Source organism: Marinobacterium sp. LSUCC0821 (genome assembly GCF_012848475.1).
Lineage (GTDB): Bacteria > Pseudomonadota > Gammaproteobacteria > Pseudomonadales > Balneatricaceae > Marinobacterium_E.
Genome location: NZ_CP051666.1, coordinates 693,611 through 710,313, shown reverse-complemented (window position 1 = coordinate 710,313; position 16,703 = coordinate 693,611). Strand labels below are relative to the sequence as shown.

Genomic DNA, 16,703 nt, shown 5'->3' with positions numbered 1-16,703 from the left:
ACTAGTTAATAGTGAGAGGGAGTTTGATGGTGACACAAACTCCCTTTTCTTTTCTGTTCTCTAGCTCAATCGAGCCCTGCATTGCCGTGATAAGAGCACGCGCCTTATAGAGTCCCAACCCCATACCTGCGCCAATATCGCGAGTAGTGAAGAAGGGGTCAAATACCTTGTTAAGAATCGCTGCTTCAATCCCTTCACCGTTATCACAAATCTGAATAGCTAGATCTTTGCCGCTCTTCTCTAGCGAAACGGAGATGAAAGGCTTAGTGACGTTGCGAACTGCTTGGTAGCTATTCATCAAGACTGCTGCTATCACCTCGGTTACAAACTCTTCACGACAGGGCAGCTTTAGCGGTGCGTCATCAGAGAGTGAGTATTCCACGCCTTGGCTAAGTTCGGTAGGAATACGATTGGTTGCATTTTGCAATGCGCGTTGCAAATCACATTGCGAACTTGACGCTGCCTCAGCGGAGGTTTCAAATGCGCGTAACTGTTCAATAATATCTCGAACACGAGTAACACCGGTGGCGGTATCTTTAATCAGTTCAGGGTAATCATCTTGAATGTAGCTAAGATCAGATTTTGCAATGAGTGCCGCCAACTCATCGGAAGAGACATTCTCGCCCTGATCAGCTTTAGATTTTATGGCCTCTAGCGCCTCAGCAAGGAGTTTGATGTAGGTATTGATTGTGCCAATGTTGGAGCGAACGACTGAAAGTGGGTTATTCACCTCATGCGCTATACCTGCGGCTAATACGCCGACTGTGGCGTGTTTCTCTGCTGAGAGGAGTTTCTGTTGGGCAAGTTGAATCTCTCGGTTGGCATTTTCAAGCAGTGTGTTCTTCTGTTGAAGCTGATGGGTACGCTCTTTAACTTTCTGCTCAAGACTCTCATTGAGTTTAAGCAGCTCTAACTGCAACTTCTTCTCTTGGGCACGAGATGATAATAGGTGATCGGTCATCTGGTTGAACGCGGTTGCTACCTCGTCAACTTCGTCTCGTCCTTTAACGTTGATTTGGGTGGTTAGTTCACCTCGACTCACTTGGTTGGCAGCTTCACGAAGCGTTAAGAGTTTATTGGTGAGATATCGGCCTAGGGCTAGAGAGAATAGGGCAACCAGGATCATCTCAAGAGACGCAATGGTGATACTCCACTGTTGGGCATTGGCAATCACAGTAAGTATAGGATTGATGCTGAATCCTACCTCAACCCAGCCATAGGTTTTACCACCCTCTGAAATGACTGCGCGGGTATCGTAGATGCCATCTTTAACACTCTCGACGCTGCGATCTAGCTCACCCGGTATTTGGGTTTTTGAGTCGGCGAGTATCTGACCATCTTTGGTGATAACACGCGCATAGACAAGATCATCGTTGCGCATAACTTCAGCAACAAATGTCTCAAGTGTGGCTAGATCATAACTAAGGAATGAATCCTTTACAGTGGTTGCAAAGAGATGGGCCGTTGACTCTGCGCGAGTCTCCAGCGCTTTGAAGTTGGTCTCTTTAATAAAGCCAAGCATCAACAGAATCAGTGCGATAAGCAGCACCGCCTCGATAAGGGCGATACCAATCACAGTTTTGGTTCTGATTGAATTTCGAATCACCGAGCTAGCCCTGGTTGAAGAGTTCAATTCAGTATAGGAGAAAGTCCTCGTTTAACAACGTTAGATGGTAATTAATTCGCTATTTTTCGCTTAAAAATTCGACCGTCGATGATAAGCAGCCCAAGACCAATCATGAGTGCACCAACAAGCTGAATAAGATGAAGCTGATCGCCCATCACTAGGTGCCCTAATACAGAGCCTGAAACAGGTACCAATAGTGTGACTAGCATTGCATTGGAGGTGCCCGCCTTGCTGATAAGCTCGAAAAAGAGAATGTAAGCGAGTGCCGTAGAGGCAAGTGCCAGAGTAAGCACCGCCCAGATCACTTCGTTAGAGGGTAAGGCACTAGGTAGGCTAACACCCAATAGTGGCATCAGTATCAACATCAATCCTGTTGATGAGATCATCTGGCAGGTGGCAGATTGAATAGAGTTGCGGCCAGCAAGATGTCTTTTTGCCCAAAGGCCGGAGAAACCGTAGGAGACGGTTGCGCCAAAGCTCATTAATACGCCAAGTAGACTCACATCCAGTGATAGCTGAAGAAGTCCACTTAGAATTGCCACTCCCGCTAACCCCATTAGACTGCCCAGTATCTTATTGGGCTTAAGCAGCTCCTCACCAAAGAGGGCAAGGACTATGAATGTACAGACCGGCGTCATCGCGTTGATGATAGAGGCTAGGGAGACGCTGATATGTGTCTGTGCATAGAAGATAAGCGTAAAGGGGATGACATTATTGATAAGCCCCATAACTGCATAATTTCGCCATTCAATGATTGTGGTAGGTAATTTAACTTTTACCAGTTTCAATACGATAAGCATTGCCACTGCAGCAATCGCGACACGAAGAAATACAAGTAGTAGAGGTGCTAACTCTTTTACCGCAACTCCGATAAATAGAAAAGAGCCGCCCCATAAGATGGAGAGTATAAAGAGATTTACTAACTGCGCTGTTGGCATAGGTGTGCTCACATAAGAAATTTAAAGAACCTGCTACCAAGTAGATAGGATACCTAGGCACATTACATCAACTTCAGTAGGTTAAGAAGTTGCTTTAACCAGATAAAGGATTCTTTAGGGTTAAAAGCTTGCCAATAGCGCCTCTGTTTCGCATTATGTGGCTAATATTTAAGTCTTTTTTAAGGAGCCGCCTGTGTCAGGTTTACTTGCCAATGTAGATCCAGATGGACTACTCGAATTCTCAGTTGTTTATACCGACCGTTCGCTGAACCATATGTCGAATGCATTCCAGCACGTAATGCGCGATCTCTCAGCACAGTTAAAGTCTGTCTACAACGCTGATTCTGTTGCCATTGTTCCGGGCAGCGGCACCTTTGGTATGGAGGCAGTTGCGCGTCAGTTTGCTAAGGGCAAAAAGGCGCTAGTTATCCGTAATGGCTGGTTTAGCTACCGTTGGACTCAAATTTTTGAGATGGCGGAGCTTCCACGTGAAGAGCTTGTGCTGAAAGCGCAGTTTGATAGCACAGAGGCCGACGCCCAACTTGCACCATTCCCAATTGCACAGGCTGTTGAGACCATTCTGAATGAGAAGCCAGATGTTGTCTTTGCGCCTCATGTAGAGACCTCTGCGGGCATGATTTTGCCGGATGATTACATCAAAGCGATCGCTGATGCTGCACATCAAGTCGGAGCTCTGTTTGTCCTGGACTGTATCGCCTCTGGCACCATCTGGGTTGATATGAAGGCGCTAGGTGTTGATGTTATCTGTAGTGCACCGCAAAAGGGGTGGAGTGGTTCACCTTGTGCAGGTCTCGTTATGATGAGTGCCAAAGCTCGTGAAGTGGCTGAAGCGAGCTCAAGTAACAGTTTTGCATGCGATCTGAAAAAGTGGACTCAGATTATGGAAGCCTATGAAAACGGCGGCCATGCCTACCACGCAACAATGCCGACTGATGGTCTACGTCAACTTCGTGATGTAATGGCGGAAGCTGAACAGTATGGCTTTGCTAAGCTGAAAGAGGCACAAGCCCGTTTAGGCTCTGAAGCACGTGCGCTCTTGGCTTCACGCGGTATCAAGAGTCTTGCAGCTGATGGCTTCGGTGCACCTGGTGTAGTGGTTAGCCACACACTGGATGCTGAAATCCAAAACGGCTCTAAGTTTGCTCAGGCGGGCTTCCAGATCGCTGCTGGTGTACCACTCATGTGTGATGAGCCGGCTGGCTTCCGTACTTTCCGTATCGGCCTTTTTGGTATCGATAAGCTGATGAATGTAGATCGTACAATCGACTACTTAAAAGATGCTTTAGATAAGGCGGGGTTGTAAGGAATATTTACCTATCGCTTCGCCCTATGGGCTAGCTGCTTATTCGATTTTTCGCTTCTCCCTCCGGGCTAGTTCCTACAATTGCTCCAGGGCCGTAGGAGCTAGCCCGCAGGGCGAAGCGATCTAATTACCACCGCAATACCTTAATAAAACACCCGCTCAACTACCCAAAACGCACCGGTAAGTGCTATCAACAGACTAACCGGTACTCGAATTAGCTTATTCCAGTAAGGCTTCTCCCCAAACCAGTATCCTGCAAGGATGTAAGCTAGGGTGATTACTGCTAGCTGTCCTAGCTCTACACCCACGTTGAAGGCGATCAAGCTTGGGATAAATGCATCTTGATTGAGTCCTATTTCACTCAATACGCCGGCAAATCCAAGGCCATGTAAGAGGCCAAAGGCAAACACCAATACCACGCGTGATGTCGATATCTGTTTATGGAAGAGGTTCTCTATCGCCACATAGCAGATAGAGAGGGCAATAAGCGGCTCAACGATTGATGGTGAGACGCTTACGTATCCCAAAATGGCTAGTCCCAAAGTGAGGGTGTGGGCTGCTGTGAAGGCCGTCACCTGCCACAACAGATCTTTTAATCGCTGGCTTAGCAGATAGATGCCCAGTACAAAAAGAATATGATCAAGCCCAAGGGGCAAGATGTGTTCGAATCCGATCACTACATAGTCAAACAGACTCTGTTTAAGCGTTACTGCGTTTAACTCAAATGGATCGGAACTTGTTCCTGCTTTTACCCATAGCGCCCCGGCAGCTTCCCCCTTATGGATAACACGCACAACGCTGTCGCCAAATTGTGAAGGCCAGCTAAAGGTGAGTGGTGTTGCAAGCTCAACGTCGGTATCTAGTGTGTAACTAATGAGTGACTCACGAGCTATTTCTAAGTCTGATTGTGGTTTGATGGAGAGATCAACCTGTGAAGGTGAAAGCGATACCCGTTGATCTCCTTCGCCTAAAAGCGTGATTTTTTCGATAAATGCGTTAATAAATGGCGTAGCTTTTTCAGCAAGCTGCTGATCCGTAAGCGAGCGTAATGCGTTATATTCTTCAGCTTGGGGCGCATCATCAGTATTTGTATGATCCGCGCCTATTTCTGTCATCAGTGCTTCGAGGTTGGTATCGATCTTGAGTGTTATCTGATGACTTGAAACCGCTTCAATCTCAATGATGGTTGGTGTAACTTCATGAGCTGTTACATTGACTGAAAGAGTCGTGAAAACGATCAGTAAAAACAGTCGGTAGATAGTTTGAAGATAGATTTTAGTGTTCATCGATAATTCCAAGGCAGTTGAATTGAAAAGAATTTTACCAACAGCACTGATACTAATGAGTTTCAGCTTAAATGCCAGCGCTCATGAATTTTGGCTGGAGTCCGACCCTTTCATCACAGCGCCGGATAACAGCATTGATGTGCATATTAAGATTGGCCAGCTTTTTAATGGCCGCAGTTACCCCTACTTGGAACATGAAGCCGTCAGTTACCATACGTTAGATGAGAGGGGTTTGGTTCCTATTAAAGCGATGACTGGTGATAAACCAGCGCTGCGGTACAGCTTGGACGCTTCTGGTTATCGAATGGTTGGCTATGAGAGCACAGCGTTCCATATTAAATTTGATGATACGGTAAAGTTTGTGACCTATCTGCGTGCCGAGGGTTTAGAGTCCGCGCTTAGTTGGTACAAAACAACAGGCACCAGTATGGATGGGGCGACTGAGACTTACTATCGCCACGCTAAAACCCTTGCAGGAACTGCAGGGGCCGCAGAACCTAATTGGCTTTCAGAACCGATGGGGCAACGCCTAGAGATTATCCCGCAACGTGGAATCACCCAGTGTGCGAGCCAACCAAGCTTTAAGGTACTGTGGCAGGGTGAACCTGTGGAAGGGCTGCTAGTGAGACGCTTCCGTAAAGATTCTAAAGAGAGTGATGAGTTACGCACTAATAGTGAAGGCCTAGTGACCTTTGACGCTATTGAGGGCGCGTTTTTGATGAATACTGTCCGCATTGCCAAGGGGAGCGAATCTCCTCGTGGTGAGGGACGAGATTGGTACAGTGATTGGGCCTCGTTTACATACGAGTGTGAATAATAGAGATAAATGGAGTTAAGCAATGGGTGAAATAACTAAAGCGATTCGCATACAGCAAAACGGTGACCCCGAAGAGATGAAACTGGTGGACGTTGAGTTACCCGCCCTAGGTGCTAACGATGTATTGGTTCGCCATGAAGCAGTTGGTCTTAACTACATCGATGTCTATTTTAGAACGGGCCTATACCCACAAGAGATGCCAGGCAAACTCGGTATGGAGGGAGCTGGTGTTGTTGAGGCGATTGGCAGTGATGTGACCTATGTAAAAGTGGGTGACCGTGTTGCCTATGCAGGTCAGCCGATCGGCGCCTACGCGGTAAAACGCGTTATGCCACAAGATACTCTGGTTGTGTTGCCGGACAGTATCAGCTTTGAGCAAGGGGCTGCCATGATGCTCCAGGGCCTAACCGTGCAGTATCTTCTGAATGACAGTTACACTGTGAAAGCAGGTGATACGGTGCTTCTCCATGCTGCTGCTGGTGGTGTTGGCCTTATTGCTGTGCAGTGGTTAAAAGCCCTAGGAGCTCGTGTTATTGGTACGGTTGGTAGTGCAGAGAAAGCGGAGCTTGCTAAATCCTATGGCTGTGATGAGACCATCATCTACACATCTGAAGATTTTGTTGCCAGAACTCGTGAATTGACCAACGGTAATGGTGTTAACGTTGTCTATGACTCAATTGGTAAAGATACCTTTATGGGGTCGTTAGACTGTTTGGCTCCACGCGGTACTATGGTGACCTTTGGTAATGCGACAGGTGCTGTGCCTGCATTTGAGGTGGGTATGTTGGCTGCTAAAGGGTCGCTTAAAGTGACTCGTCCAACGTTAATGACCTATGTACATGATCGTCCAATGCTTGAGGAGATGGCTAAGGATCTATTCGCTCGGGTCACTTCTGGACAGGTTAAGATCGAAATAAATCAGCGCTATCCATTAGCTGATGTCTCTAAAGCACATACGGATCTTGAGTCACGTAAAACTACGGGTTCGACAATCCTGATTCCGTAAACAGTAATCCCATTAAATCGATGCAATTCGGGCATTCAGTCCGGTTGCATCAGTCTGCTGGTGGGTGACCATCAGCAGGGTCTTATTATCCTGAGTTAACTGCTCATCGATCCAAGCCAGGGTGCGCTCCTTGGTAGTCTCATCTAAACCTGTGAAGGGTTCATCTAAAATTACCAGTGGCTCATCGCGTAGCATCGTACGTAATATCGCCACCCGTTGACGTTGTCCGCCTGATAGCTGTGCCGGCATTTTATCCAGTTGTTTATCGATTCCTAGACGTGCAGCGCCGTCGATAACTCTTTGTTGATCAAGCGTTGGTGATTGGCCTAGCAATAGATTGCTGCGCACACTGAGGTGTTCAAATAGGTTATCCGCCTGAAATAACATGGCGATAGGGCGCTGATTAGCCGGACTCTGGGTAATGTCCTTTTTATGCCAAGTGATCTGGCCGGACTCGATAGGGGCAAAGCCAGCAAGTGCCAGTAATAGGGTTGTTTTGCCAATCCCACTTTCACCTAGAAGTGCTACCCGTGTCCCAGCCTCAATCTCTAGATTGTAGGTGTAGCGCCAATCTGGGTAGACGACTGCAAGGCTTGTTACGCTAAGGCCGATATCTTTAGTCATGGCGTTGATAGTGCTCCATTAAGCGCAAAAGTACAAAACAGAGCGCTAGCAGAATGAGTGAAGTGAGTGCCGCTTCCGCCAGTCGATAGGTACCAGCAAAGGTGTATATCAGCCAGGGTAGGGTTGGATGCTGGTATGAGCCAAATATCGCAAATATGGCTACATCCCCCAAGGCTAGCAACAGTGCAAAGCTTGCCGTTGCAATCAGCGGTTTGTGAATATGAATGGCGGTAACCTTTAAACGCTCAAAAAGTGGCAGCTTCAAATTCTCTATCAAAGCGTAGTACTGCAGATCAAATTGCAGCAGGTGAGGTTTTAACTGATTCAATAAAAATGGCAGCAGCACCATGGCATTGAGAACTATGAGGTAGAAATAGCTGAAAGCCTCTAACAGGCCTTGGCTAATTAGCAATATGTAGGTGCCGGTAGAGATCACGATCGCTGGGGCGACAAGGGAGTGGCTAGCCAGCCAGCTCCAAATGGCCTCCGTTAATTTCTGCTGGCGAATGGCTGCTTTACGGATTGGATTCAGTAACAGTAACGACAATAAAAGCGCGAGAAGTGCGGCTGAAGTAGCAATGATAAGCGTTTCACTAAGCGCCCTAAACATCGAACTGTAGGGGTAATTGATAAGTAGATTGACTGAAATTTTGCTGACTAGCGCCAAAATTGGAAAAAGTAGATAAACCCAGGCTGCAACATAGATAGCCAATTGCAGATATCTAATGGAACCACGCTCTGTTCTCTGTGATTGTGTCCCACGCTCAGCCCCAAGCCAATTGACCTTAGCGCTGTAGCTCAGCAGAAGGAATAGAGAGCCAGCGATGGCGAATTGAAGCCAAGCAAGGGTTAGCGCCTCAGAGAGATTGAAATCATATTTAAGGGCCTGATAGATAGCCAGTTCAAGAGTAGTCGCTTTAGGCCCGCCACCGAGTGTTAGTACTATAGCAAAGCTATTAAAACAGAGAATGCCAATCAGCCCTGCAAGGGTCCAGAGCTGCGCCCTTATGGCGGGGAGTTCAATATGTTGAATGCGTTGCAAGGTGCTAAGTTTCAGCTGATCAGCGAGCTGCTCGCGGCTTTCGGGTATCGCCTGAAAAGCCCCATAGAGTACTCGCACAGCAAAGGGGAAATTGAGATAGACGTGCGCTATCAAAATACCGCTGAGGCCAAATAGATTCCAACCATCAAGCGCCTTGCTGAAATTACTCTGCGGTCCAAGTAGATTGACGATACCGCTCACTAAAACCAGTGAAGGCATCACAAATGCCAGCAGTGAAAGTTTTAAAAATAGCGACTTTCCCCAGGGAGATGCACGATGCAGTGCGCGAGCTACGGGAACGGCTAGCAGTAGCGACAGTAGCGTACTTATTAAAGCCTGATATAGAGTGAACTTAAGAATCTGCTGTAGGTAGTTATCCTGCAGGAGTGCAATGCTTAATGCGCTACCTTGATAACTTGTTAAACCCCAGAATGCAGTGAATGTAACTGCAAATGTTACAAAATACGCAACACCAGCTGCCAAGCTTGGCATAGATCTGGTGTTGCGTAGCAGCGTCACAGGTTAGTTAGCCGTCGCGTTGCGCCAGTCACGAATCCACGATGCGCGAGCTGAAGCGATTTCGCTTGGTGAAGCGGTAATCTGTTTTGGTGTTACTAGCGTTGAGAATGCAGCCGGAAGTTCAACACCGTCGATCACCGGTAGCATCCAGTTTGTAACAGGAAGAATCGCTTGGGCCTCTTTGCTTACTAGGAAAGCTAGGAACTGATTGGCTAACGCTACTTGATCTGAGTAGCTGCTGATTGCTGCAACTTCTACTTGTGCAACATGTCCCTCACTAAATTCGGCTGCTTTGTACTGGTCGTTCTCTTCTGCAACGATGTGGTAGGCAGGAGAAGTGGTGTAGCTCAGTACATAATCAGCACCACCCTCTAGGAATAGGCTGTATGCTTCCCACCACCCCTTAGTTACAGTCACTGTGTGACTGTTCAATTGAGTCCATGCATCGGTGGTTTTATCGCCATACACCTTGTTTAGCCAGGTCATCAGTCCTTGACCAGGCGTTGATGTGCGCGGATCTTGGTAGACAACCTTAGCATCTGATTTGATCAGTTCATCAAGCGACTTAGCCGGCGTTGTAACCTTTTTGCTGTCATATACGAATGCAAAGTAGCCGTAGTCGAAGGGTAGGAATTGCGTGTTATCCCAGCCTAGGTCAGCTGTAAGCTGTGCGTTATCGACAGAGTGCTGTTGAACAAGGCCAAGCGACGCAGTCTCTTCAATCAGGCCATTATCTAAGCCGAGTAGAACATCAGCTTTGGTGTTCTCTCCTTCAATGCGGGCGCGGTTTAGGATGCTTACACCATCTTCGACTGCTACAAATTCCAATTCACAGCCACAGTTCGCTTCGAATGCGCTTTTTAGCTGTGGGCCCGGGCCCCATTCAGAGACGAAACTATCGTAGGTGTATACGGTAAGTGTTGGTTTTTCTGCTGCGATCGCCTGTGAAGCAATTGTGCCGATTGCAATAGAAAGTAGAGATTGACGAAGAAAAGCTGAATCCATTCCTAAACTCCTTTAATGTAGTGCCTAATTTAAGGCCTATAGACGAATACGAGATGATACTGAGTCAGTTACAGCCTGTCATTGGCGAAAGTGGCTATATTGCGCTGATATCAAATTTATTTTCCGAATCTACACAAATCAGAGCATTCGAAGCGGGGGCGACTCGCCATCTGCTCTTTAAGACTGTGATTGATGACTGTGAATACGTGATTCGCGTCGAGCCGGATTCACACCGAGCTCCTGGTGTAGATCCTGCTCGTGAAAAGGTGGTTTTGTCGCTAATCGAAGCGTTGGATTGGTCACCACAAGTAAGCGTTAACCTGCCGGATCTGGGTGTTGTTGTGATGGAGGATGCCGGCAGGAGTCTGAGTCACGAGCAGCTATGTGAATCAAAGAAGCTGGCGCTTCTTAAAGCTGTCATTGAGATGCAGTCTATAACAGGCGCGCCATTGTTTGATTATGATGAGATCTTCACCAAATACCGGTCGAAACTGCCGGAAACCGGCTCGCAACAAGCGATAGATAGTTGCATTGCTCTCTTAGCAAGCCTCCCGGAGGTTGAAGCCTCTCTTGTTCATCACGATCTTCACAGGGGTAATCTCTGTTGGAGTGACTCAGACAGGTTAACCATACTCGATTGGGAGTATGCAGGTCTTGGCAACCCTTGGTTTGACTATGCAGTGCTTGCGCGCGACTGTGGTTTTACATTGAGTGAGTTTAAGCAGATTCCTCGTCTTCAGGCGATGGATGAGGGTAAACTTGCGCACTGGCTAGCCGTAGCGATCGATATGATCGATCAGTTAGAACAAATTTGGTACCACTACAGAGATAAGGTAGAAGTTGATATGCAGATGGATGCACTCCTAAATCAGATTAAAACGAACCCAGAGAGCGTCGAGTTTGCCGATGTGATGGCAGTTATTGAAGCGAACTACACCCATACGCCTTCAGCGTTTAGAAATGGTGCACTAGAGAACAGTGCAGAGCAGAATCAGGGATCAGCTAAGTTGCTCTCCTTTGCAAAGCTGCAGGGGCTATCAGAAGCAGAGACCTTGGCCTGTTTCGGTGCTTACTATCGCAATGACGTGCTAGGTAATCCTGAGGGGAGCGATCACGGCAATATTCGCAACTTCATGGAGAGTGGCTGGGCTGGGGTTAAGTTGCCTGAGGGTGTGTTGACGGCTAAATAGATTTTTTACCGAATTTTTATCGCTTCGCTCTACGAGCTAGCTCCTAAAGGTTGGTTTATTCATCGCTTCGCCCGCTGGGCTAGCTCCTACAAAATTAATGGGCGTAGGAGCTAGCCCTAAGGGCGAAGCGAAATTAACCGTAATAGAAGCTAGCCATCAAGGCGAAGCGATTCGATTATTCGCTCTCTTTTAAAGCATTCGTCGCTTTTTTCCGCAAAACCAGTGAGTAGAGATCCAATCGACGATCCTTCCCATTGGTTACCGACCCCTTATCACGTACCTCATAGAGTTGATCTAAATTAAGATCGGCAATCAAAGCCATCTCGGTGTTCGGCGTACTCTCTGCAATAATCGCATCATGTGGAAAGGCGAAGTCGCTAGGTGAGTAGACCGCTGACTGCGCATATTGGATATCAACGTTTTGTACCTGTGGCAGGTTACCCACGCTGCCGCCAATCACCACATAGACCTCATTTTCGATGGCGCGGGCCTGTGCGCAGCGCTGTACTCGCAGGAAGCCGTTTTTAGTATCGGTCCAGAAGGGTACAAAGAGGATATCGATCTCTTCATCGCGCAGTAGACGCCCCAGCTCAGGGAACTCAACGTCGTAGCAGATCAAAATACCCACACGGCCCGCGTCAGTATCGAAGGCTTGCAGTGAATTACCCCCTTCAATGACCCAGTCCCTGCGTTCGTGGGGTGTGATATGAAGCTTAGGCTGGACCTCTACACTGCCGTCTCGGCGACAGAGGTAGGCGTTGTTGTAGAGCGTGTCGCCATCCATCTCCGGAATACTGCCGGCAATGATGTTGATGTTGTAGGCGACAGCGTAACCGGAGATCGCTTCAATTGTCTTGTCGGCAAAGCCAGCCAGGAATCGAATAGCTTCATACTGATTCTCTTGGTTTCCTAATCCCATCAACGGTGCATTAAAGAATTCAGGGAAGAGGATAAAGTCTGCTGTGTAATCGGCCATCGAGTCGACGAAGTACTCAACCTGAGTCAACCAATCCTCAAAGGTTTGGTTCGGACGCATCTGCCACTGTACGACCGAAACGCGCACTGAGCGTTTACGGAAGTTCTCTGCAGAGAGGTACTCCTCTTCAGGTTCGAAATCGATGTTGATCCACTCAAGTAGGGTAGCAAATCCTTTCGAGCGTTGGTCATCTGGCAGGTAATTACGCAGGATGCGTTTAACCTCGAAATCATTGGCGAATTGAAAGCTAAGAATGGGGTCGTAGGCTTCACGTTTACGCACCGATTCGATGTACTGCTTGGGGGTTAACTCTTCGGCATGCTTGTAGTAGTTAATGATACGACCGCCAGCCAAAATAGATCGTAAATTCAATTGGATACAGATCTCTTTTCGAGCGTCATATAAACGTCTGCCAAGACGGTATTCTCGGTAATCTGGGTGGACAAATAGATCCAATCCGTAAAGTGCATCACCCTGTTTATCGTGCTGAAAGGTCTCGCGTTTTCCGATCAGGTCATCGTAGGTGTGAGCACGGGTGAAGCGGTTGTAGCTACAACGAACGGAGAGGGCGCCTGCGATTATTTTGCCGCGATCCTCAATGACGATCTGTCCTTCGGGAAACTGCTTAATTAGAAGTGCTAAAGACTCTTTCGGCCAGGCGCCACCGAGGTCGTCGTAAACGCGATCCATCAGTTCGGTAAGCTGATCGATATCCTCTTTAGTGATGTTTCTAAGCTTAAGTTGCAAATCTTGAGGCTGATTGTCGTTGCTCATAGCGCTTTATCCTTGAGTCACCGTTTAACTCAAGGATAGCCCAGATAGATAAGCTTTTGCAGGAAATCGTTAATTAAAAGAGGAGATGCTTCGCTAGAACGGTAAGCCAAGTAAGCGCTGCAAGTAGTGATGAGAAGAGCACCGCAGCTGAGCCATAATCTTTGGCAGCACCTGAGAGGTCATGAAACTCTGTCCCGATGCGATCAACCACAGCCTCAATAGCACTATTGATCAACTCAACAATTAAGATCAGTACCACTACAGCTATCAACAGCAACCATTCAAATAGACTCTTTGAAACGACGGGGGCAAGAATTACGGCTGCGAGGAGTAACCATAACTCCAAGCGAAACGCTGACTCATCTTTTAGGCCGCGTTTAATGCCTTGCACACTGAACTTAAAGGCGGGAAGTAGGCGTGCAAGTCCACTCTCTTTAATTTTGTAATCACTCATCGTAAAGCCTCATTAACTCTGCTGCTTATGATACACATTCTCCTTTACGGTTTGGTGAATTGTTTTTGGCATGCATCTTGCTACGAACTCCATATAAATAGTGTTACAGTTTGCACTGCAGCACAGTTGTTAATCTGAAGCTTGGATAAAAGTGTTTATGAAAATCGTTATTATGGCCGGTGGCTCTGGTTCACGTCTTTGGCCGCTATCTCGCTCTCTATACCCAAAACAGTTTCTGCCATTGGCTGGCAAAAATACCATGCTGCAAGAGACCTACAATCGAGTAGCGTCACTGTCAGGTGAGTCGCCAATGATCATCTGTAACGAAGAGCACCGCTTTATCGTTGCCGAGCAGATGCGCGCCCTAAACACGAAAGCAAATATCCTGCTTGAGCCGGTAGGCCGTAATACTGCCCCTGCGATTGCTCTTGCTGCTTTACAGGCTATCAGCTCAGACCAAGATCCGCTTCTACTGGTACTTGCAGCAGATCACGTTATTGCTAACCCACAGGGGTTCCAAGCTCAAATCAATAAAGCCAAATCTCTTGCGGAGGCTGGCTCCCTAGTGACCTTCGGCATTGTCGCAACAGGTCCTGAGACAGGTTACGGTTACATTCGTCGTGGTGCAGAGCAGGGCGATGGCTTTGCAGTTGCTGAGTTTGTTGAAAAGCCAAACTTAGAGACAGCTCAGACTTATGTGGATTCTGGTGAGTACTACTGGAACAGCGGTATGTTTCTGTTCAAAGCCTCTCGCTATATCGAAGAGCTGGCTAAATTCCGCCCAGATATTTTAGATGCTTGTACAGCATCGCTTGAGACGCTTACTCCGGACATGGACTTTGTTCGTATCTATGAAGCCGCCTTCCTTAAATGCCCAGATGAGTCGATTGACTACGCGGTGATGGAGAAGACAGATTCTGCTGTAGTGGTACCACTGGATGCTGGTTGGAACGATGTGGGTGCTTGGTCATCACTTTGGGAGGTGACTGATAAAGATTCAAACGGTAACGCGGTTCGTGGCGATACTATGCTTCACAACACCCATGACTCTTATGTGCACTCAACCAGCAAGCTGGTCGCTACTGTAGGCGTTAAAGATATTGTAGTCGTTGAGACTAAAGATGCTGTACTGGTAGCCGCTAAGGATCAGGTACAGGATGTTAAGAAGATAGTTGAGCGCCTTAAGGCTGAAGGGCGTTCAGAGTACCAGCTGCATCGTGAGGTCTACCGCCCTTGGGGTAAATATGACTCGATCGATAATGGCGAACGTTACCAGGTTAAACGCATCACCGTGAAGCCAGGCGCTAAACTCTCTGTTCAGATGCACCACCACCGTGCTGAGCATTGGATTGTTGTATCTGGCACAGCGAAAGTGGGTCGTGATGATGAAGTGCTGATGCTCACTGAAAATGAGTCGGTATATCTGCCAGTGGGTTGTAAACACTACCTAGAGAATCCAGGCAAAATAGCTCTAGAGCTAATTGAAGTTCAATCAGGTTCCTACCTAGGTGAAGATGATATCGTCCGTTTTGAGGACCTCTACGGCCGCTCTTAACGCATTTGTCACAGTTTGTTGTATAGTATGCCGGTTTTTATAGACCGGTATTACTATGACTAAAATTGCAGTCGCAGGACTTGGCTACGTAGGTATGTCGAACGCTGTGTTGTTAGCACAGCACCATCAAGTAGTCGCTATCGATCTCGACGCTAGCCGTGTAGATCTCGTTAACAATCGTAAGGCGCCTATCGAAGATCATGAGCTAGAACTCTACCTAGCAGAAAAAGAGCTCAACCTTACTGCAACAACTTCGCCTGAAGCTGCGTATCGTGATGCCGAATATGTGATCGTCGCAACACCCACCGATTACGACCCTGTATCCAACTTCTTTAATACTCGCTCTGTTGAATCTGTAATTAGCGATGTTATTCGGATTAACCCAGAAGCGACGATCGTTATTAAATCAACCATTCCTGTAGGTTATACACGCAATCTGCGAGAAGAGTTTGATTCAAACAACATCATCTTCTCCCCAGAGTTTTTGCGTGAAGGCAAGGCGTTGTTCGACAACCTTCACCCGTCACGTATTGTTGTTGGCGAGCGTTCTGAGCGTGCAGAGAAGTTTGCAGCTATGCTTGCTGAAGGTGCAATCAAACAGGATATTCCGAAACTCTTTACCGGCAGTACGGAAGCTGAAGCGATTAAGCTATTTGCAAATACCTATCTTGCGATGCGTGTAGCCTATTTCAATGAGTTAGATACCTACGCGCTCTCTCACGATCTTGATACTCGTCAGATCATTGAAGGGGTTGGGCTGGATCCGCGTATCGGTACTCATTATAACAACCCAAGCTTTGGTTACGGCGGCTACTGCCTACCAAAAGATACCAAACAGCTGCTGGCTAACTACAACGACGTGCCAAGTAACCTGATTGGCGCGATTGTTCAGTCAAACACCACCCGTAAGGATTTCATCGCTGATTCAATCATTAAACGCAATCCAAAAACGGTAGGCTTGTATCGTTTGGTGATGAAATCAGGCTCAGATAACTTCCGTGCATCTGCTATTCAGGGTGTGATGAAGCGTATTAAAGCCAAAGGGATTCAAGTTATCGTCTACGAACCTGTGCTAGATGAAGAGAGCTTCTTCCACTCTAAGGTCTATGCTGATCTAGAGGCGTTTAAATCAGACGCTGATGTTATTGTCTGCAACCGTATGGATGAAGAGCTAGAGGATGTTATTGATAAGGTATTTACCCGAGACATCTTCAATAGCGACAGCTAACTTGAATATAAAAATAGAAAGGAGAGCCGAGGCTCTCCTTTTTTACCCCTTTTTAGAAAGCCGCTTTAATGGTTTTAAAGAGACTGGCGAAGAAGCCCTGTTTCTCATTTGCTAGTTCAAAGCCCCATAACTGCTCTTCGATCTCATCAAACTGATAGTTAGGCTTCAGTTTAGATGGTGCAATAACACCCTGACAAAGTGGCAGATCCTCGATTGGTGCTTGAGTTTCATCAGACTCTAGCTTGGATCCAAATAGTTTTAAATCACCATCAATGACTCCAACAACCCTAAACAACCAGGAATATCTTGGGGTTTCCTGAAGTTCTCATCAATGGAGA

The 16,703-nt window shown here is 47.2% G+C and carries 15 protein-coding genes; 6 read left to right on the top strand and 9 right to left on the bottom strand.

The annotated features are described in order from the left end of the window. Position 1: 1 nt before the first annotated feature. Complete coding sequence (locus HH196_RS03515; protein WP_169450696.1) at positions 2-1,606, bottom strand: ATP-binding protein; 1,605 nt, start codon at positions 1,604-1,606, stop codon at positions 2-4. A 71-nt stretch (positions 1,607-1,677) separates the two neighbouring features. Next, a complete protein-coding gene (locus HH196_RS03510) occupies positions 1,678-2,565 on the bottom strand; it encodes a DMT family transporter (protein WP_169450695.1) in 888 nt (295 codons plus the stop codon). A 193-nt stretch (positions 2,566-2,758) separates the two neighbouring features. Between HH196_RS03510 and HH196_RS03505 the strand changes: the two genes are divergently transcribed. Next, positions 2,759-3,889, top strand: a complete 1,131-nt coding sequence (locus tag HH196_RS03505; RefSeq protein ID WP_169450694.1) for an aminotransferase class V-fold PLP-dependent enzyme — start codon at positions 2,759-2,761, stop codon at positions 3,887-3,889. Positions 3,890-4,032: 143 nt separating this feature from the next. Here the strand turns inward: HH196_RS03505 and HH196_RS03500 are convergent, their stop codons facing one another. After that, the gene (locus tag HH196_RS03500) at positions 4,033-5,175 is read right to left on the bottom strand and encodes a HupE/UreJ family protein (protein WP_169450693.1); all 1,143 of its coding nucleotides are present in this window, start codon (positions 5,173-5,175) and stop codon (positions 4,033-4,035) included. A 55-nt stretch (positions 5,176-5,230) separates the two neighbouring features. On the opposite strand from HH196_RS03500, the gene HH196_RS03495 reads away from it, so the two are divergent. Beyond that, positions 5,231-5,992, top strand: coding sequence for a DUF4198 domain-containing protein (locus HH196_RS03495; RefSeq protein WP_169450692.1), 762 nt, complete (start codon positions 5,231-5,233; stop codon positions 5,990-5,992). Between the two features lie 22 nt (positions 5,993-6,014). Beyond that, positions 6,015-6,998, top strand: coding sequence for a quinone oxidoreductase (locus HH196_RS03490; protein ID WP_169450691.1), 984 nt, complete (start codon positions 6,015-6,017; stop codon positions 6,996-6,998). A gap of 12 nt (positions 6,999-7,010) precedes the next feature. On the opposite strand, the gene HH196_RS03485 is transcribed toward HH196_RS03490, so the two are convergent. From HH196_RS03485 to thiB, 3 genes are read right to left on the bottom strand one after another with little or no spacing between them, the layout of a single operon-like run. Continuing rightward, on the bottom strand, positions 7,011-7,622 hold the full coding sequence (locus HH196_RS03485) for an ATP-binding cassette domain-containing protein (protein WP_169450690.1): 612 nt from the start codon (positions 7,620-7,622) through the stop codon (positions 7,011-7,013). Continuing rightward, on the bottom strand, positions 7,615-9,156 hold the full coding sequence (locus tag HH196_RS03480; RefSeq protein WP_169450689.1) for an ABC transporter permease subunit: 1,542 nt from the start codon (positions 9,154-9,156) through the stop codon (positions 7,615-7,617). The genes HH196_RS03485 and HH196_RS03480 overlap by 8 nt, the downstream gene beginning before the upstream one ends. 30 nt (positions 9,157-9,186) lie before the next feature. Then, positions 9,187-10,188 (bottom strand): thiamine ABC transporter substrate binding subunit, encoded by a 1,002-nt coding sequence (gene thiB, locus HH196_RS03475; protein ID WP_169450688.1) that lies wholly within the window; start codon positions 10,186-10,188, stop codon positions 9,187-9,189. Between the two features lie 53 nt (positions 10,189-10,241). Here thiB and HH196_RS11625 point away from each other — a divergent pair, with 53 nt between their 5' ends. Then, complete coding sequence (locus tag HH196_RS11625) at positions 10,242-11,378, top strand: HopJ type III effector protein (RefSeq protein WP_169450687.1); 1,137 nt, start codon at positions 10,242-10,244, stop codon at positions 11,376-11,378. A 175-nt stretch (positions 11,379-11,553) separates the two neighbouring features. Here the strand turns inward: HH196_RS11625 and HH196_RS03465 are convergent, their stop codons facing one another. Next, entirely contained in the window at positions 11,554-13,128 is a 1,575-nt protein-coding gene (locus HH196_RS03465; protein WP_169450686.1) for a bifunctional GNAT family N-acetyltransferase/carbon-nitrogen hydrolase family protein, read from the bottom strand. A 73-nt stretch (positions 13,129-13,201) separates the two neighbouring features. Next, complete coding sequence (locus HH196_RS03460; RefSeq protein WP_169450685.1) at positions 13,202-13,582, bottom strand: diacylglycerol kinase; 381 nt, start codon at positions 13,580-13,582, stop codon at positions 13,202-13,204. A gap of 157 nt (positions 13,583-13,739) precedes the next feature. Between HH196_RS03460 and HH196_RS03455 the strand changes: the two genes are divergently transcribed. Both HH196_RS03455 and HH196_RS03450 read left to right on the top strand, forming a co-directional pair. Next, the gene (locus HH196_RS03455) at positions 13,740-15,137 is read left to right on the top strand and encodes a mannose-1-phosphate guanylyltransferase/mannose-6-phosphate isomerase (RefSeq protein ID WP_169450684.1); all 1,398 of its coding nucleotides are present in this window, start codon (positions 13,740-13,742) and stop codon (positions 15,135-15,137) included. Positions 15,138-15,192: 55 nt separating this feature from the next. Continuing rightward, complete coding sequence (locus HH196_RS03450) at positions 15,193-16,365, top strand: nucleotide sugar dehydrogenase (RefSeq protein ID WP_169450683.1); 1,173 nt, start codon at positions 15,193-15,195, stop codon at positions 16,363-16,365. A gap of 52 nt (positions 16,366-16,417) precedes the next feature. Here HH196_RS03450 and HH196_RS03445 read toward each other — a convergent pair whose 3' ends face one another. Then, positions 16,418-16,660: a hypothetical protein gene (locus HH196_RS03445; protein WP_169450682.1), complete on the bottom strand. Its 243-nt coding sequence runs from the start codon at positions 16,658-16,660 to the stop codon at positions 16,418-16,420. Positions 16,661-16,703: the final 43 nt, after the last annotated feature.